Raw genomic sequence first — 17,765 nt, forward strand, 5'->3', positions numbered from 1 at the left:
TAAAATGCCTGGCGCGAAGAGATCAGCCGCTGACGGCGTTGTATTCGGTCTCGATCGAAGAAGCGTGCACCTCGTGATCGAAGCCATAGATATGGATCGAGATCGCCTCGCCCGGCCCGAAATTGCGCATGCGATGGATGTTCGGGCCCGAGGGCAGCATGCAGGCGACGTAGCCCGGCTTGCGCTCCTGTTCCTCGGTCTGCACGGCGCGATTGGCGTCGATGGCGCGATACCAGGTCTCGGTGACCGTGCCGGAGACGACGCCGAAGCAGCAGGAACAATGATGGTCGTGGATCGAGGTCATCGAGCCTTCGCCCCAGACGATCGCCCAGACGCTGACGTTCTCGTCACCGGCGAGCAGGTTGCGGCTGTAGCAGCCGGCCTTGCGCTCCAGCGGCAGGCGCTGGATCAGGTCGGGCATGGCGACGAGTTCCTGTAGCACCGCGCGGGCAGCGCTCAGGTAATCGCGCGTCATCGTGCCGGCATCGGTCCGCAGATTGCGCAGCACGGCCCCGCGCCGCTCTTCGCTGAGAAAACCCTGCATGCCGTTCCCCTCTGGATCACTTGGGAAATGATAGGGCGCGAATGGGGGCAGCGGTTTGCGGAGTTGGAGAATTTTCATCCCCAATTGGAAAGTGATACCCCTTATGCGATGATATGTGGAAATTCCTCTTCGCTTCATTCCTCTGGAAGGAAGTTGATTCTGTTTCCAGCGAGAGGCCATGGCCAAGCTCGATGCTTTCGACCTGCGTATCCTGGCGCGCCTGCAGGAGGATGCGAGCCTGCCGCTTGCCGAACTCGCCGAGGCGGTGGGGCTATCGTCCTCGCCTTGCTGGCGGCGGGTGCAGAAGCTGGAGGAGGGCGGCTATATCAAGCGCCGCGTCGCCCTGCTCGATCGCACCAAGCTCAAGGCCGGCGTCACCGTCTTCATCGCCGTGCGGACTGCGCGGCATTCGATGGAATGGCTGGAGCGCTTCCACGCGGCTGTTCAAGACCTGCCGGAGATCGTCGATTTCTACCGGATGAGCGGCGAGATCGACTACCTGCTCAAGGCCTGCGTCTCCGATATCGCCGCCTATGACGCGCTCTACAAGAAGCTGATCTCGCGCATCGATCTCAGCGATGTGACCTCGATGTTCGCGATGGAGGAGCTGAAATCGACCTCGGCGATCCCGCTGGGTTTCGCGGGGGAGGGATAAGGCGGGTCATGCTCGGGCTTGATCCGAGCATCTCATGACACGACGGCTCCGGTGCCTTCTCCTGCCTGAGATTCTCGGGTCGAGGCGATGCCTCGCCCGAGAATGACGGTGGAGCCTTCGCTCAGGCCTTCGTGACCTTCTGGTAGTCCTTCACGTCCGAGAAGGTGATGTCGGGTGCGCGCTCGGCATCGTATTTCAGCGTGAACTGGCTGGACGCCATGAAGACCGGGTCGCCGTCGAGATCGTCCGCCATGGCCGAGGGCTTGAGCCCGACGAATTTTGCCAGCGCGACCTTGTCGTCCGCGGAGACCCAGCGGGCGATCGAGAACTGGCAGGGCTCGAAATCGACGGGGAGCGAATATTCCGCGTCCATGCGCTCCTTGAGCACGTCGAGTTGGAGGGCGCCGACGACGCCGACGATGGCGGGCGCGCCGTCATGCGGCAGGAAGAGCTGGACGACGCCTTCCTCGGCCATCTGCTGCAGGGCCTCGCGCAGCTTCTTGGCCTTCATCGCGTCCTTCAGTTTGACGCGGCGCAGGATTTCCGGGGCGAAGCTCGGCACGCCCTTGAAGACGATGTCCTCGCCCTCGGTCAGCGTGTCGCCGATGCGCAAGGTGCCGTGGTTCGGCAGGCCGACGATGTCGCCGGCGAAGGCTTCCTCGGCGATCGAGCGGTCGCGGGCGAAGAAGAATTGCGGCGCGTTGAGCGGCATCGGCTTGCCGGTGCGGACGAGCTTGGCCTTCATGCCGCGGGTCAGCTTGCCCGAGCAGATGCGCATGAAGGCGATGCGGTCGCGATGGTTCGGGTCCATGTTCGCCTGGATCTTGAAGACGAAGCCGGTCATCTTCGGCTCATCCGCCTCGATCGGGCGCTTGTCGGCGAGTTGGGCGCGCGGGCTCGGGGCATAGGCGCCCAGCGCATCGATCAGGTCGCGCACGCCGTAGTCGCGCAAGGCCGCGCCGAAATAGAGCGGCGTGAGATGGCCCTCGCGGAAAGCCTGGAGGTCGAAGGGCTTCAGGCCTTCGGCAGCGAGGAAGACCTCCTCGCGCCAGGTCTCGGCGGCGCCATGCGGCAGCAATTCGTCGAAGAGCGGGTCGTCCCAGCCGGAGACCTGGCGGTCCTCGGCGCGCTCGTCGCCCTTCTGGTTGCGGCGGAAGGTATTGGCCTTGAGGTCGTAGGTGCCGACGAATTCGCGGCCGCGGCCGACCGGCCAGGTCATCGGCGCGACGTCGAGCGCCAGCGTCGTCTCGATCTCGTTGATCAGGTCGAAGGGATCGCGCGTCTCGCGGTCGACCTTGTTGATGAAGGTGACGATCGGGATGTCGCGGAGCCGGCAGACCTCGAACAGCTTCTTGGTGCGGTCCTCGATGCCCTTCGCGGCGTCGATCACCATGACGGCGGCGTCGACGGCGGTCAGCGTGCGATAGGTGTCTTCCGAGAAGTCCTCGTGGCCGGGCGTATCCAGCAGGTTGAAGACGTGCCCGCCATATTCGAAGGTCATCACAGAAGTGACGACCGAGATGCCGCGCTGGCGCTCGATCTTCATCCAGTCCGACGAGGTCTGGCGGCGGCCCTGCTTGGCGCGCACTTCACCGGCGAGCTGGATGGCGCCGCCGAAATAGAGCAGCTTCTCGGTCAGCGTCGTCTTGCCCGCGTCCGGGTGCGAGATGATGGCGAAGGTGCGCCGGCGCGCATGCGGCGCCTCGGCCACCGGGGCCTGAAGGGTCGAAAGATCGGTCATGGCCGGTGTGAAGACAGGATGAGGCGGGGGAAGTCAATCATTCTCGGCTTGCGCGCCGGGCAACACGCGCAATCACGCCCTGCTCACGGTTCCGTGAGCATTGCCGACCGGTTTGTGAGCGGAACAACCGCCATTCCCGCCGCATTCTCCGATCCGACTTCCGTCGTACGACTCCATGCCAATCGAGGGGGACTGAATGCCCGCAGCCGCGAAGGCCGAGCCGCAGCCAACCCTGTCCGTTTTCGATGCGGTGACGATCATGGTCGGCATCGTCGTCGGTATCGGCATCTTCAAGACACCGGCGATCGTCGCGGCCAATGTCGGGAGCGAGGCCGCCTTCATCGGCGTCTGGGTCGCGGGCGGCATCGTCACGCTGATCGGCGCACTCTGCTATGCCGAGCTCGCGGCCGCCCATCCCCATGCCGGTGGCGAGTATCATTTCCTGACCCGGGCCTATGGCCGGCCGGTCGCGATGCTGTTCGGCTGGGCGCGCGGGACCGTGATCCAGACCGGCGCGATCGCCGCCGTCGCCTTTGTGCTCGGCGACTACGCGGCACAGATCGCGCCGATCGGGCCGATGGGACCGGCGATCTATGCGGCGCTCTCGATCGTCGCGCTGACCGCGCTCAACGTCATCGGCACGACCCAGAGCAAGAGGATGCAGATCGTCATGACCTTCGTCGAGGTCGGCGCGCTCGGGGCGATCATCCTGCTCGGGCTGTTCGGGGGCGGTGAGGCGCCGCCGCAGGCGGCTGCGCCCGCGCCGGCATCGGCCGCCATCGGGCTCGCCATGGTCTTCGTGCTGCTGACCTATGGCGGCTGGTCGGAGGCCGCCTATCTCTCGGGCGAGCTCAAGGACCCCGCCAGCAACATGGTGAAGGTGCTGACGATCGGCACGCTGATCCTGATCGCCATCTATGTTCTCGCCAATCTGGCGCTGCTCGCGATCCTCGGTCTCGACGGGTTGCGCCGTTCGGAGGCGGTCGCCGCCGACATGATGCGGCGGGTCGCGGGCGAGCCGGGCGCGCTGATCGTCAGCCTCGCGATCGTGGTCGCGGCGCTCTCGACCCTGAACGCCACGATCTTCACCGGCGCGCGCGTCTATTTCGCGATGGCGCGGGACGTTACCTTGCTGCCGCGCGTCGGCGAATGGGACGAGCGCGGGCGGGCGCCGGCCAACGGCCTCCTGCTGCAAGGCGCGGTCGCCCTGCTGCTGGTCGGGCTTGGCGCAGCGAGCCGCGACGGTTTCCAGGCGATGGTCGATTACAGCGCGCCGGTGTTCTGGGCCTTCCTGCTGCTGGTGGGGCTCGCGCTCCCGATCCTGCGCTGGCGCGAGCCCGGGCGGACGCTGCCCTTCAAGGTGCCGCTCTATCCGCTGACGCCGATCCTGTTCTGCCTGGCTTGCGCCTACATGCTGCATGCGAGCCTCGCCTATACCGGCAAGGGCGCGCTCGTCGGCCTCGCGGTGGTGCTGGCGGGCCTGCCGTTGCTGCTGTTCCGTCGCCGGGAGCCCGAGGCCGCCTTGCCCGCAGATGCCGCACCTGCCCCGCTCAAGTAACGACCGTTCGACAGGAGAGACATGATGAAGATCGTTCGCATCCTCACTGCCGCTTGCGCCATCGGCCTGCTCGCGCCGCTCGCCGTTCAGGCCCAGCCCGTCCAGGCGACGAAGGACCCGAGCGCCGTACCCGACTATGTGCCGCGCTCCGGCCAGCCCGGCAAGGATGTCGTTTGGGTGCCGACCCAGCAGGTCCTGATCGATCGCATGTTCCAGATGGCCAAGCTGACGAAGGACGATTACCTGATCGATCTCGGCTCGGGCGATGGGCGTACCGTCATCTCGGCCGCCAAGCGCGGCGTGCGAGCGCTCGGTATCGAGTACAATCCTGACCTCGTGACGCTGTCGAAGCGCACGGCGGAGGCCGAGGGCGTGACCGACAAGGCGCGCTTCGTCGAGGGCGACATCTTCGAGACGAATTTCTCCGACGCGACGGTGCTGACGCTGTTCCTGCTGCCGGAGCTCAATCTCAAGCTGCGGCCGACGATCCTCAACATGAAGCCGGGTACTCGCGTCGTCTCCAACACCTTCATGATGGATGACTGGGAGCCGGACGAGACCGCGGTCGTCGCCGATAACTGCTCGAGCTATTGCCGGGCCTATCACTGGGTCGTGCCGGCCAAGGTCGCGGGCACGTGGCGGCTCGGCGACGGCGAGCTGAAGCTGGCGCAGAGCTTCCAGAAGCTGTCGGGGACCTTGACGGTCGCCGGCAAAGCGCAGCCGATCTCGGACGCCCGCATGAAGGGCGGCGAGATCAGCTTCATGGCCGGCGGGCGCAGTTATACCGGGCGCGTCGACAACGACCGCATGACCGGCAGCAGCGAGGCGGCCGGCGCCAAGCTGGACTGGCAGGCGACCCGTTCCAGCAGCTGACAGATCGCGAGGCGGGACTGCCGGTTCAGTTCTTGAGCCGGTAGCCCGTCTTGAAGATCCAGCCGACGGTCGCGATGCAGGCGACAAGGAAGAACAGGGTCATGCCGAGGCTGACGCCGAGGCTGACATCGGCGAGCCCGTAGAAGCTCCAGCGGAAGCCGCTGATCAGGTAGACGACGGGGTTGAACAGCGTCACCGTCTGCCAGAACGGCGGCAGCATCGAGATCGAGTAGAAGGAGCCGCCGAGGAAGGCCAGCGGCGTCACGATCAAGAGCGGGATGACCTGCAATTTCTCGAAGCCGTCGGCCCAGATGCCGATGATGAAGCCGAACAGGCTGAAGGTCGTCGCCGTCAGCACGAGGAAGAATAGCATCATCACGGGATGCTCGATCCGCAGCGGCACGAAGAAGGCGGCGGTCAGCAGGATGATGAGGCCGAGCAGGATCGATTTGGTCGCGGCCGCGCCAACATAGGCGATCACCGCCTCCCACCAGGCGACGGGGGCGGAGAGCAGTTCGTAGATCGTGCCGGTGAATTTCGGGAAATAAATCGCGAAGGAGGCGTTGGCGATGCTCTGCGTCAGGAGCGAGAGCATGATCAGGCCGGGCACGATGAACGCGCCATAGGGCACGCCCTCGACCGATTGCATGCGCGAGCCGATCGCGCCGCCGAAGACGATGAAATAGAGTGAGGTCGAGAGCACGGGCGAGACGATGCTCTGGAGCGGGGTGCGCCAGGTGCGAGCCATCTCGAAACGGTAGATCGCGGCGATGGCGTGCAGGTTGAAGCCGGTCATCAGCGGCGCTCCTTGACCAGGCTGACGAAGATGTCCTCGAGCGAGCTCTGGCTGGTGCTGAGGTCGCGGAAGCGGATGCCGGCCTCGGCGAGGCCTTGCAGCAAGGTGGTGATGCCCGTGCGCTCGGCCTGGGTATCGTAGGTGTAGACGATCTCGTCGCCCGCGGCGGAGAGCCTGAGATCGAAGCTCGCCAGCGCTTCCGGCACGGCCGCGATCGGCTGCTGGAGCTGGAGCGAAAGCTGCTTCTTGCCGAGCTTGCGCATCAGCTCGGCCTTCTCCTCGACCAGGATGATCTCGCCCTTGGAGATGACGCCGACGCGGTCGGCCATCTCCTCGGCTTCCTCGATGTAATGCGTCGTCAGGATGATGGTGACGCCCTCGTCACGCAGCCGCCGCACCATCCGCCACATGTCCTGCCGGAGCTCGACATCGACGCCGGCGGTCGGCTCGTCGAGGAAGAGGATGCGCGGTTCGTGCGAGAGCGCCTTGGCGATCATGACGCGCCGCTTCATGCCGCCCGAGAGCATGCGGATCTGGCTGTCCTTCTTCTCCCAGAGCGAGAGATCTTTCAGGATGCGCTCGATCAGGGCGGGATCGCGGGGCTTGCCGAAGAGGCCGCGGCTGAAATTCACGGTCGACCACACCGTCTCGAAGGCGTCGGTGGTCAATTCTTGCGGCACGAGGCCGATGGCCGCGCGGGCGGCGCGATAGTCCGTGAGGATGTCGTGGCCATCGGCCGTGACCGTGCCGGTGCTCGGCCGGACCAGCCCGCAGACGATGCTGATCAGCGTCGTCTTGCCGGCGCCGTTGGGACCGAGCAGGGCGAAGATCTCGCCGCGCCTGATCGCGAGGTCGACCGCTTTCAGCGCGCTGAAGCCGGAGGCGTAGGTCTTCGAGAGGCCGGAGACCGAGATGATCGGCGAGGACGTGTCTGACATGGGCGGCATATAGGGGAGCCGTTGCGTGGTTGCGATGGCGGGGTCATGCGGGGAAAGCATGATCGCCTGTCAGTTCATGGCGGGAAGCGCCGCGAAACGAAAAGGCCGGGCGTAGGGCCCGGCCTTCTCCACGCGACGCAACCGCACGCTACTTCATGAAGAACCACAACAGGATGATGATCGGGATCGGAACGCCTACAAGCCACAGAATGATCGAGCGCATGTGTCAGCCCCTCGTTGGATCGATGATGCTGCGGCAACGTTTTTCGGAGGGAGAAAGTTCCTGCCAGCGGGCCGTCAGTCTGCGCCGAACGCCTCTGCGCTCGGATGCCATTGCGGGCGGTAGCCTTGTTCCAGTGCGGCCAGCGTGGCGGGCGGCGTGAGCACGGTCACCGTTCCGGTCGGGCGCTTTTGCTGCGCGACATAGCCACCCGGCGACCAGAGCAGGGCGGACGCGCCGCGCAGCGCCAGGAACGCTGCACCGTCCTCCGATCGCAGCATCGCTCCATCCGGCAATTGTTCAGCGGCCAGCCGGTGCGTACGCTTCATCCGGCCGTCCCGGCGGTCGGCATCGAGGATGTGGTCGAGATCGGGAAAGAGTGGCGTCTCGGGCAGGCCGAGGCCTCGAACCAGCGCATCGCGATAGGCGAGCGCGTCCTGGCGCCGGCACTCCATGCAAGGGCGATGGCCCGCCGCGAGCGCCGTCACCTCGTCGCAGAAGAACAGCTCGGTATAGCCGCGGCCCCAGACCTTGCGCTTGCGTCCCTTGAACGAGAGAACGCAGCAGAGCCAGTGATGCGTCGCCTGAATCCGGCTGGGCACCTCATGTGCCGTGGGATCGTGAAAGCGGCCGCCGCGATTGCCGTAGAAGGTGCCGCGCGCCGGATCGGCGAAGAGCGTGCCATCGGGTCTGACGCGGTTGGGAAGGGGCATGAGAGGGCTCGCCGAGCTTTATCGCCGTCAGCATCCGGGGCCGGCACGACAGGCCGTGGCAGCAGCGCTAGACCCTGCGACGCTGGAGCGTGTTGGCGCATGGGATGACCTAAGGCAAGCTGGCTTCGTCCAGGGCGGGGGCGGCGATGGAAGATGCGCGTCATGCGAATGCGATTCAGGTGCCACAGCCGGCGCCGTCGCGGCTGGTCGCGCATCCCGATCGCGGCCTGATTCTGGGCGAGGTGCATGCGCGTCCCTTCGCGCCGATGGCGACGCCGAGCCGGGTCCTGCATTTCGCCTTCCTGACCGATGCCGAGCAGGCCGCCGCGGATCGCACGGCGCTGGCACGCTTCTGTGCCGAGCGCGGGGTTGCCGGTCCATCGGAGGACGCGAAGCATCATCGCGTCCGGCTCAACGACACCGGTTTGCGCTGGGAGCAGCATAGCGAGTTCACCACTTATAGCTGGGAGTTGCCGGCGAAGGGCGGCCAGCCCTTCGAGCCGCCGCCAACGATGCTGCCGCAGCCGATGTTCGAATTGCCGCAGCCAGGGCCGCATCTGGTCTCGGTCGACCTGCATCTCGTCGTCGAGCGGCCGACCGAGGCTTTCGACAGGCTGTTCGATGCCTCCAGCCTCGCCGTGGTCTCGGTCGATGGTGGCGCGGCCATGGCGGCGACGGATTTCCGGGCCTGTGCCGATGGCTTCGTGCGCATCCTGGTGCGGGATCGCTCGCTGACGCCGGCGCAGACGGGCGCGCTCGCGCAGCGCCTGCTGGAGATCGAGACCTACCGGACGCTGGCCCTGCTCGGCCTGCCGGAGGCCTATCGCATCGCGCCCTTCGTCAAATCGACCGAGGAAGCTCTGGTGCGTATCGCCAACACGATGACGCGGACCGACGGGCTCGCCGCCGACAATGCGCTGCTCGACGAGATGACGGCGCTCGCCGCCCGGCTCCAGGCGGAGGCGACCGTCGCCGGCTACCGCTTCGGCGCCAGCCGCGCCTATAGCGACATCGTGCAGCAGCGCCTGGCGGCGATCGGCGAGCAGCCGCATGAGGGCTGGCCGACGATCTCGGCCTTCCTGTCGCGAAGGATGGCGCCGGCGATGCGGACCTGCCAGATGCTGGTCGGGCGCCTGGGCGATCTCTCGCGCAATCTGGGGCGTGCCTCCAACCTCTTGCGCACCCGCGTCGATGTCGCGCTGGAGCAGCAGAACCGTGACCTTCTGGCCGCGATGAACGAGCGGACGCGATTGCAATTGCGGCTGCAGCATACGGTCGAGGGCCTGTCGGTCGCGGCCATCGCCTATTATGTCGTCAGCCTGTTCGGCTATCTCGCCAAGGGCGCGAAGGAGGCCGGCTGGCCGATGCCGGATACCGGCGTCGCCATGGCCCTGTTCGTGCCGGTGGCGCTGGCCGGCGTCTGGCTGGCGGTCAGGCGCATCCGGCGCGGGCATCACGAGAGCTGATCAACGACTGAAGAAGCGCGGGCGATTTTCTGCGATCCCGTCAGCAGAGCCTTAACGCTAGAAGCAAGTCGGCGCCGGCCCCTAAGGCATTTGAAGTATTTTCGGCTGCATCCCAGTGGCGACGAAGCCATGCGGAGCCGGCAAGCGCCACGATGAACACCTATCTCCCCCTGATCCTGTTCACGGTGCTGACCAACGCCGCCGCGCAATTGATGCTGAAGCGTGGCATGACCGGCGTCGGCTCTCTCGATGTCGCCGGTGACGGGCTGATCGCCACGGTCTTCCGCGTCGTCTTCAACCCCTTCGTTTTCGCGGGCCTGTGCATCTTCGTGATCAGCATGGCCTCGCACCTGATCGTCCTCTCCAAGGTGCAGATCAGCTACGCTTATCCGTTCCTGAGCCTCGCCTATGTCGTGGTCGCGGCTTACGCCTATTTCGTCTTCCACGAGGATCTGAGCGCGATGCGCATCGCCGGTATCGGCTTCATCGTGCTGGGCACCATCTTCATTGCACAAAGCTGAGGGAGATCATGGACCTGATCGTACGCCTGTTCCTGCGCCTCGGCGCCCTGTTCGAGCCGCCGGTGGCGCCGCAGCCGGTGCCCGTGCCGGTGCGCAGCCGCCATTCCCACCTGCCCGTCGACCGGAGGTGACGCGATGAAGCACATCATCATCGGCGGCGACGGCTTCGTCGGCTCGCATCTGGCGGCTGATCTCTCCGCCATGGGCGAGGAGGTTCTGGTCGCCGATATCCACCAGAGCGGCCATGCGCATTATGCCACGGTGCCGTTCCTGACGGTCGACGTGACGCGGCCTGAGAGCGTGGACTCAATCCCGCTTTCGCCTGAAGACCTCGTCTACAATCTCTCGGCCAAGATGCTCTCGCCGATCGTGACCCGGGCCGAACGGCACGAGTTCTTCTGGCCGGTGAACTATCACGGCACGCAGAACATCCTGTCGTGGATGGAGAAGAACGGCGCCAACCGGCTCGTCCATTTCACCACCGACATGATCTACGGCCATTCGGTGACGGTGCCGCAGGACGAGACGCATCCGGCCCATCCGCTTGGCGAATACGGCGAGAGCAAGCTCGCGACCGAGCGCCTCGCCGACGAGTACCGCGCCAAGGGCTTCCGCATCCCGATCTTCCGGCCGCGCCTGATCATCGGGCCGGGGCGGCTCGGCATTCTCGTCAAGCTGTTCAAGCTGATCGACATGAACCTGCCGGTGCCGATGATCGGCTCGGGCAAGAATCCCTACCAGTTCATCTCGGTCTTCGACTGCGCCAGCGCCTGCGTCGCGGCCTGGAAGGCGGGCTTCCCGAACGAGGCCTACAACCTCGGCTCCGACGATCCGCCGCCGGTGCGCAAGCTGCTCGGCGACCTGATCAAGCATGCAGGCTCCAAGTCGATCCTGCTGCCGACGCCGGCCTCGCTGGTGAAGCTGACGCTCGATACGCTGGACGCGATCAACCTGCCGATCATGGACCCCGAGCAGTACAAGATCGCCGACGAAATCTGCATCCTCGACACCTCCAAGGCCAAGCGCGAGCTCGGCTGGGCGCCGCAATACCGCGACGAGGACATGCTGCTCGCCGCCTACACCGAATACCGCAAGGCCAAGGACGGCCCGAAACAGGCTGAGAGGAGCCTCGCAGCATGAGCATGCCCGCCTTCAAGAACGAGGACGTCGCCGTGACGAATGCCCGGCCCCAGCTCATCAGCGTGGAAGCCGCCAAGCAGCTCGACGCCGCACAGGTGAAGGAGCTCTTCGCCAACCACATCAACCCCGGCCAGCTTCACTTCCTGAAGCTGCTCGGCTTCGACAAGATCCTCGTCGATCGCGCCGAGGGGATGCATTACATCACCAAGGACGGCCGCAAGATCCTCGATTTCTTCGGCGGCTTCTGCTCGGTCGCCTTCGGCCACAACCATCCGCGCATCGTCGCGGCCCGGCAGAAATTCCAAGACGAGAACCGCCATGAGATCTGCATGGCTTTCATGTCGCAATATGCCTCGGCGCTGGCGAAGAACCTCGCGACCATCGCGCCGGGCGATCTCGACATGGTCTTCCTTGGCTCGACCGGCTCGGAGGCGATGGAGGCGGCGCTGAAGGTCGCCGAGCAGGCGCAGGGCCCGGAGAAGTCCAAGATCCTGCACGCTGCGAACTCGTTCCACGGCAAGACCAAGGGCGTGCTCTCGGTCACGGATTCGACGCTCTACCAGTCGCAGTTCAAGCTGGTCGAGAACCGGGTCAAAGTGCCGTTCGGCGATATCAACGCCGTCCGGCAGGCGCTGGAGAGCGACCCCTCGATCGGCATCGTCGTGATGGAGACGATCCAGGGCGGCGGCGGCATCGTCGAGGCTCCCGAGGGCTTCTGGCGTGAACTGCGCGCGCTCTGCGACAAGCATGGCGTGCTCTGGGTCGCCGACGAGGTTCAGTGCGGGCTCGGCCGCACCGGCCAGTTCTTCGCCTTCGAGCGTGACGGGGTGGTGCCTGATGTCACCGCGCTCGCCAAGGCGCTCGGCGGCTCGAAGGCCGCGATGGGCGCGATGATCGCGCGGCGCGAGATCTACATGAAGGCCTATGGCAAGCCGAAGAGCGCGCTGATCCATGCGCAGGCGACTTTCGGTGGCATGGGCGAGGCCTGCGTCTCGTCGATCGAGGCCCTCAACGTCCTCTATGACGAGGACCTGATGGGCAATGCCCAGCGCCAGGGCGACTACCTGATCGAGAAGCTGAACGGCCTGCGCGCCAAGTACCCGACCCTGCTCAAGGAAATCCGCGGGCGCGGCCTGATGATCGGCGTCGAGTTCCAGGACATCAGCGAGACCATGCCCTTCGGGCTGAAGCACATGGTCGCGCTGCTCGACGACAAGCTGAAGGGCTCGCTCTGCGGCTTCGTCGGGGCGCTGCTCCTGAAGGAGCACGACGTGCTCGTCGCCTTCACCGAGTACAACCGCAACGTCATCCGGCTGGAGCCGCCATTGATCGTCACGCGCGAGCAGTGCGACCAGTTCCTCGCGGCCTTCGAGGCTGTGCTGTCGGGCGGCGTCACCGGCATCGTCACCGGCTACCTGCGCAAGGTTGCGGTCGGCAAGGGCTGACCGGTTCGCTCACCAGCAACAAAAAAAGAGGCCGGCGTGAGCCGGCCTTTTGAGTCAGGGTCTCGAAACAGGGGTCTTCCAGAAAGGCTCAGTAGTAGCCGCACACCCGGCGGTAGCCGATGACGTTGCCCCAGCGGTCGAAGCGCTCGACGAGATCGCAGGAGCGGACGGGGGCGGCGTAGTAGCCGTAGCCATAGGAGGGGCGGGTGGCGCCGGCAATGATGGCGCCCGCGGCGATCGCGCCGACCACGCCGGCTCCGACACCCCAGCCTCGGTGGCCGTAGCCGTAACCCCAGCGCGGGCGCGCCTCGGCGCTGGAAGCCGCGAAGGTGGTGGCCAGGGTGAGGGCCGCGAGGGTCGCGGTCACGGTCTTGCGGAACGTCGTCATGCTCGTCTCCCGATCTCTGCGAGAGCGAAGGTTTCGCTCTTCATGCTCATTGGTCGCAGGCTGCGGCAGACAGGTTCAAAGGCGACGCGAGATTTTTTCGGGGTGGCTCAGGCTGCTCCGAAACGCAGGTGTGATCAGCCCGCCGCCCGACCATAGAAGCGCAGCAATTCCAGTCCCTCCGGGCTCGTCCAGTCCGCCTCGCCGACGAGATAGCCGACGCTGCGCGCTTCGCGATCGAGCAGGTAGGTCATCGGCATGCCGTAGAGCGGGAACGGTGTGGGCTTCGCCGATTTCGGGCCCGAGGCCACGATCCCCTCGGCATCGATAAAGGTCATGAGGTCGGCGAGGCCGAGCCGGTCGAGATAGGTCCTGACGGTCGCCGCGGATTTGTCGAGCGAGACTGGCACGACGACGAAGGGCTCGCGGGCCGCTCTGGCTTGCAGCCGCCGCAGGATCGGCAATTCGCGCCGGCAAGGCGGGCACCAGCTCGCCCAGAAATTCAGGAGCACCGCCTTGCCGCGATAGGCGGAGAGCGGCCGGCTCTTGCCGGCGAGATCGGTGAGAATGAGCGAGCCCGCCTCTTCCGGCGGATCGATCTGGACGAATTGCGAGCTCGGCCCGGCGAAGCGCGGCGGCTGCCGGCCTGCGGCCGGTGTCGCCGCCAAGGGAGAAAGCAGAGCGGCGGCGAGGGTCTGGCGGCGTGTCGGCGACAGGGCGGTGTTCCGGCCGGGTGCCGGCCGATCGTTCACAGGCGGAGTCATGAAGCGCAGCTAGCAGCAGGCTGCCGCCACAGGGAACCGCTGCCGCGCGCATCACACCGGGCTGTGATGTCGCAGCCCCATGTCTATTGGGCGGTGACCCGCCGCCAGAAATCGGAGGAGAAGCCTGGGTCGACATGAGCAGCGAAGTCGCGCCAGCGCGGGAAGGAGGCTGCGAAGGTCGCGGGTGACATGCGGGCATCCTTATAGGGATTGACCCGCCCGCCGGCGGCGATGGCGAGGCCGTCGAGCCGCGTCAGCAATCGCTCGGTCCGTTCGCCGCGATTGGGGAAGTCCAGCGTCAGTGTCGCTCCCGGCATCGGGAAAGACATCAGGCCGGGCGAGGGCTTGTCGCCGAAAAGCTTCAGCACCGTCAGGAACGAGGCCTCGCCGGCAGCGAGCGTCTGCCGCAGCATCTCCGCGACGGTCGCGGCGGCATTCTCGGGCGGGATGGCGCATTGGAACTGCCGCAGGCCCTTCGGACCATAGGCGCGGTTCCAGTCATGGATGCGGTCGAGCGGGTAGAAGAACGGGCGATAGGGCACGCGGCGTTCGAGGCGGTCGCGCGGCTGGCTGTTGCGGTAGAGCCAATTGAACGCGCCCAGCGTCACGCGGTTGATCAACGGGACGGGCGGCTTCAGCGGAAAGGGCAGGGAGCGCGCCTGGCGCGGCGGCGCCTCGTCGGATGCGGGGGCGTGATTGGCCCTGAAGAAGACGCCACGGCCGAAATTCCGCCCGCTGGCGAGCGAGTCGATCCAGGCGACCGTATAGTCATGCGTGGCGTCGGAGGCGGCGGCGATGTCGAAGAAGCCATCGAGATTGTCGAAGGGCAGGACCTCCTGCGCCATTTCGGCCGAGGCGATCGGCATCAGTTGCAGCGTCACCTGCGTCACCAGCCCGGTCAGTCCGAAGCCGCCGATGGTCGCGGCGAAGAGCTCACCGTTGAGGTCCGGCGCGCAGATCAGGTGTTGCCCGTCCGAGCGGACGAGCTCGAAGGCGCGGACATGGCTGCCGAAGGTGCCGGCGCTGTGGTGGTTCTTGCCGTGGACGTCGTTGGCGAGCGCGCCGCCGACGGTGACGAAGGCGGTGCCGGGCGTGACCGGCGGAAACCAGCCGGCCGGCACGACGATCTCGAGCAGGCGGTCGAGCATGAGGCCGGCGCCGCACGTAATGAGGCCCGTCTCGCGGTCGAAGGCGAGGATGTCGTCGAGGCCGCGCGCATCGATCAGCGTGCCGCCGTCGTTCAGGCAGGAATCGCCATAGGAACGGCCGTTGCCATAGGCGAGGAGAGGGCGGCGCGGACGGTGGGGCGCATCGAGCCAGTCGCGGGCATCGAGGATCGTGCTGCCGCGGGCTGCGAGCCCACCCCAGGACCGGAAGTCCGAAAGCGGCGCGGTCACGGCAGGAATGTCGCCGCGACCATGATCAGGATCACGAGCAGCCCCATGAACTGGCTGCGCCAGTCGCGGATCATGAAGACCAGCGGATCATCCGGCATATGGCCGCGGCGGGCCAGGAACCAGATCCGGGCCATCTGGTAGAGGATGATGGGGCAGATCAGCCAGATCAGCTTCGGCTGGCTATAGAGCTGCTTCACGTTGGCGCTGTCGACATAGAGCGCCATGATCAGCGCGCAGGTGCAGCCCGAAGCCATGCCGAGCTGGGAGAGGGCCTCGATATCCTCGGCCTGATAGCCGCGCCCGGCCTTCTTCAGGCCGGACTGGTCCTGGGTCAGGCGCAGTTCGGCATAGCGCTTCACCAGCGCGAGGCTGAGGAAGAGGAACATCGCGAAGGCGAGCAGCCAGGAGGAGACGGGAATCGCGGCGGCAGCGTTGCCGGCAAGGATGCGCAGCGTGTGCATCGCGGCGAGCCCGAGCACGTCGACCAGAAGCTTGCGCTTGAGGAAGAGCAGGTAGGCCAGCGCCAGGAAGAGATAGGCCAGCAGCGCGAGCAGGAAGGGCTGGGGCTGCGGAACCAGCATGACCGTCGCAAAGGCGGCGATCAGAAGCACGGGCACGGCGGCATAGGCCTGCGCCGCCGTGATCTCGCCGGCCGCGAGCGGGCGCTTGCACTTGGTCGGGTGGCGCCGGTCCGCCTCGACATCGATGATGTCGTTGAGGAGGTAGATCGCCGAGGCGATCAGGCTGAAGGCGACGAAGGCGATCAGGCCGAGCCAGAGCGCGTGCGGATCGAACGCGTCGTGATTGAGCAGGATCGGAACGAAGACGAGGCCATTCTTGAGCCAGTGGTGCGGCCGCATCGCCCTGATCATCGCGGTCACAGACATAGTTCGACCCGTCTCCCCCAAGACATGGGCCAGCCTCCGCGACGCGGAACCCGGCTGCCGGTTGAACCGGCGCGGGCGTTATCGGACGAAAAATCCTAAGCGGGGGTGCATATGGCGTCGAAACGGGCAGTGATTTCAACGCCATGCTTAACGCCCGGCTTCCGCATTCCGCGAAAGCCGGGGTGGACGATGCCCGGGCCGGGCACCGTCATGGCAATGGCCGGTGCGCCTCAGACCTTGGCGGCGCTGGCGGCGGCGTCGATATTGGCGACCAGCTCGGCATCGAGGCCGAGCGAGCCGGCGAGCCCGGCCAGGAAATCCTTCTCGGCCGCGTTGTCCGGATTGATGGCGATGCGCGCCGCCGTGTAGATTTGGGCGGCGAGCTCCGGGCTCTCGGCCGCCTCGACCAGCGTGTCGATCGAAGCCGGCTTCGCCATCTCCCTCGCCAGCCACTCATGCGCCTCCTGCTCGAGGCCGGCCTCCTTCAGGCCGCCGAGGATCGCACTCTGCTCTTCGGCATCGATATGGCCGTCGGCGGCTGCCGCCGCGATCATGGCGCGAATGAAGACGAGGGCGGTGGCCTCGGTCGCGGCCTGCGGCTCGAAGCCGGTGCCGGCCGGTGCCGGCAGTACCTCCTGCTGGGCGGCGTTGAGCAGCGGCTTGCCGGCCTGGTAGTTCTGGTAGGCCTTGTAGGCGAGGCCCCCGATCAGGGCGAGGCCGCCGAGCTTGGCCGCTGAGCCGGCGACGGAACGGCCGGTGCTGGTGCCGAAGACGAGAGCGCCGAGGCCGCCGAGCACCGCCGTCGCCAGCGCGGGATTGCTGGTGAACACGCCCTTGGCCTGTTCGATGAGCTGGTCCGGCGTCCGGCCGCCAGTGACCCGGCCGAGCGCATCGCCAGCGCCCTGCTGCACACCTGTCTGGCGCGCGGCGTCGCCGAGACCCTGAGTCGCCTGGGTCAGGATCTGCCCGGCGAGCCCGCCGATGCCGCCCGAGCGCTGGACCTGACCGGCCAATCCGCCGAGCATGCCGCCGAGACCGCCTTGCTGCCCCGCCTGCGCACCTGCCTGGCTGCCGGCGCTGATCAGGGCGTCGAGCAGGGATTTGGCGTTGAACATATCGTTTCTCCTGTTGGCGGCCGTCATGCCGCGCAGTCGAGTTTGATCAGCCGTATGAAAACGGCGTGACCAAGGCGCGAGTTTGCACAGCTGCGCGCTCACGTCATCGGCAATGGCAGCAGCCCAGGCTCCTTAAGGGTCTCCAACGCGATCTCCGAGCGCACGCGGGCGACGCTTTCATGCGGCATCAGGATTTCGTTGACGAGGCGGGCGAGGGCCTTGAGGTCGCCGACCGCCACCTTCAGCAGGTAATCCGCCTCGCCGGTCAGGGCGTGGGCCTCGAGAATCGCCGGCGTCAGGCGCACGAGGTCGCGGAAGCGGCGCGCATTATCCCGCGTATGCGTGTCGAGCGCGACATGGATGAAGACGATGACCCCGAGGCCGACGGCGGAGGGCTCCAGCGCGGCGCGATAGCCGCGGATCACGCCCTCCTGTTCCAGCCGCTGTCGCCGACGCGAGACCTGACTGGCCGAGAGGCCAACCGTTTCGGCCAGGGCTGCGTTGGTCAGGGAGGCGTCGCTCTGGAGTGCATCCAGAAGGCGCCAGTCGATTGCGTCAAGCGTGGCCATATGGTGCGCCCTTAGAGCTTAATATGCACGAAACATGC

The 17,765-nt window shown here is 66.4% G+C and carries 19 protein-coding genes; 8 read left to right on the forward strand and 11 right to left on the reverse strand.

Going from position 1 to position 17,765, the window contains the following annotated elements:
• Positions 1–22 precede the first annotated feature (22 nt).
• Positions 23–544 carry a cysteine dioxygenase gene (locus AC07NY_RS03610; protein WP_494581879.1) on the reverse strand — a complete coding sequence of 174 codons (522 nt, stop codon included), beginning with the start codon at positions 542–544 and terminating at the stop codon, positions 23–25.
• Between the two features lie 178 nt (positions 545–722).
• Here AC07NY_RS03610 and AC07NY_RS03615 point away from each other — a divergent pair, with 178 nt between their 5' ends.
• Positions 723–1,199, forward strand: a complete 477-nt coding sequence (locus tag AC07NY_RS03615) for an Lrp/AsnC family transcriptional regulator (RefSeq protein ID WP_494581881.1) — start codon at positions 723–725, stop codon at positions 1,197–1,199.
• A gap of 121 nt (positions 1,200–1,320) precedes the next feature.
• On the opposite strand, the gene AC07NY_RS03620 is transcribed toward AC07NY_RS03615, so the two are convergent.
• Entirely contained in the window at positions 1,321–2,940 is a 1,620-nt protein-coding gene (locus tag AC07NY_RS03620; RefSeq protein ID WP_492285349.1) for a peptide chain release factor 3, read from the reverse strand.
• A gap of 196 nt (positions 2,941–3,136) precedes the next feature.
• Here AC07NY_RS03620 and AC07NY_RS03625 point away from each other — a divergent pair, with 196 nt between their 5' ends.
• The gene (locus tag AC07NY_RS03625) at positions 3,137–4,498 is read left to right on the forward strand and encodes an APC family permease (RefSeq protein ID WP_494581883.1); all 1,362 of its coding nucleotides are present in this window, start codon (positions 3,137–3,139) and stop codon (positions 4,496–4,498) included.
• A gap of 21 nt (positions 4,499–4,519) precedes the next feature.
• The gene (locus AC07NY_RS03630; RefSeq protein ID WP_492285347.1) at positions 4,520–5,371 is read left to right on the forward strand and encodes a class I SAM-dependent methyltransferase; all 852 of its coding nucleotides are present in this window, start codon (positions 4,520–4,522) and stop codon (positions 5,369–5,371) included.
• A gap of 25 nt (positions 5,372–5,396) precedes the next feature.
• Here AC07NY_RS03630 and AC07NY_RS03635 read toward each other — a convergent pair whose 3' ends face one another.
• The 3 genes from AC07NY_RS03635 to AC07NY_RS03645 form a co-directional block, all read right to left on the reverse strand.
• Entirely contained in the window at positions 5,397–6,167 is a 771-nt protein-coding gene (locus AC07NY_RS03635; protein WP_494581885.1) for an ABC transporter permease, read from the reverse strand.
• Entirely contained in the window at positions 6,167–7,114 is a 948-nt protein-coding gene (locus AC07NY_RS03640) for an ABC transporter ATP-binding protein (RefSeq protein WP_494581887.1), read from the reverse strand. The genes AC07NY_RS03635 and AC07NY_RS03640 overlap by 1 nt, the downstream gene beginning before the upstream one ends.
• A gap of 288 nt (positions 7,115–7,402) precedes the next feature.
• The gene (locus AC07NY_RS03645; protein WP_494581889.1) at positions 7,403–8,038 is read right to left on the reverse strand and encodes a hypothetical protein; all 636 of its coding nucleotides are present in this window, start codon (positions 8,036–8,038) and stop codon (positions 7,403–7,405) included.
• A 146-nt stretch (positions 8,039–8,184) separates the two neighbouring features.
• On the opposite strand from AC07NY_RS03645, the gene AC07NY_RS03650 reads away from it, so the two are divergent.
• From AC07NY_RS03650 to AC07NY_RS03670, 5 genes are all read left to right on the forward strand, one after another.
• Positions 8,185–9,504, forward strand: coding sequence for a DUF3422 family protein (locus AC07NY_RS03650; protein WP_494581891.1), 1,320 nt, complete (start codon positions 8,185–8,187; stop codon positions 9,502–9,504).
• Positions 9,505–9,656: 152 nt separating this feature from the next.
• The gene (locus AC07NY_RS03655) at positions 9,657–10,025 is read left to right on the forward strand and encodes a DMT family transporter (protein WP_494581893.1); all 369 of its coding nucleotides are present in this window, start codon (positions 9,657–9,659) and stop codon (positions 10,023–10,025) included.
• A gap of 8 nt (positions 10,026–10,033) precedes the next feature.
• The gene (locus AC07NY_RS03660; RefSeq protein WP_494581894.1) at positions 10,034–10,156 is read left to right on the forward strand and encodes a hypothetical protein; all 123 of its coding nucleotides are present in this window, start codon (positions 10,034–10,036) and stop codon (positions 10,154–10,156) included.
• A gap of 4 nt (positions 10,157–10,160) precedes the next feature.
• Positions 10,161–11,165, forward strand: a complete 1,005-nt coding sequence (locus tag AC07NY_RS03665; protein ID WP_494581896.1) for an NAD-dependent epimerase/dehydratase family protein — start codon at positions 10,161–10,163, stop codon at positions 11,163–11,165.
• Positions 11,162–12,610, forward strand: a complete 1,449-nt coding sequence (locus AC07NY_RS03670; RefSeq protein WP_492285342.1) for an aspartate aminotransferase family protein — start codon at positions 11,162–11,164, stop codon at positions 12,608–12,610. Before AC07NY_RS03665 ends, AC07NY_RS03670 begins: the two co-directional genes overlap by 4 nt.
• Positions 12,611–12,698: 88 nt before the next feature.
• Here AC07NY_RS03670 and AC07NY_RS03675 read toward each other — a convergent pair whose 3' ends face one another.
• The 6 genes from AC07NY_RS03675 to AC07NY_RS03700 form a co-directional block, all read right to left on the reverse strand.
• On the reverse strand, positions 12,699–12,998 hold the full coding sequence (locus tag AC07NY_RS03675; protein WP_494581897.1) for a hypothetical protein: 300 nt from the start codon (positions 12,996–12,998) through the stop codon (positions 12,699–12,701).
• A gap of 134 nt (positions 12,999–13,132) precedes the next feature.
• Positions 13,133–13,759 (reverse strand): TlpA family protein disulfide reductase, encoded by a 627-nt coding sequence (locus AC07NY_RS03680; protein ID WP_494581898.1) that lies wholly within the window; start codon positions 13,757–13,759, stop codon positions 13,133–13,135.
• 83 nt (positions 13,760–13,842) lie between these two features.
• Positions 13,843–15,156, reverse strand: coding sequence for an FAD-binding oxidoreductase (locus AC07NY_RS03685; protein ID WP_494581900.1), 1,314 nt, complete (start codon positions 15,154–15,156; stop codon positions 13,843–13,845).
• A complete protein-coding gene (locus tag AC07NY_RS03690; RefSeq protein ID WP_494581901.1) occupies positions 15,153–16,043 on the reverse strand; it encodes a UbiA family prenyltransferase in 891 nt (296 codons plus the stop codon). The genes AC07NY_RS03685 and AC07NY_RS03690 overlap by 4 nt, the downstream gene beginning before the upstream one ends.
• Before the next feature lie 230 nt (positions 16,044–16,273).
• Positions 16,274–17,158: a tellurite resistance TerB family protein gene (locus AC07NY_RS03695; protein WP_494581903.1), complete on the reverse strand. Its 885-nt coding sequence runs from the start codon at positions 17,156–17,158 to the stop codon at positions 16,274–16,276.
• Positions 17,159–17,256: 98 nt separating this feature from the next.
• Positions 17,257–17,727, reverse strand: a complete 471-nt coding sequence (locus AC07NY_RS03700) for an Lrp/AsnC family transcriptional regulator (protein WP_494581905.1) — start codon at positions 17,725–17,727, stop codon at positions 17,257–17,259.
• Positions 17,728–17,765: the final 38 nt, after the last annotated feature.

Source organism: Allobosea sp. GW821-FHT09G06 (assembly GCF_059416005.1).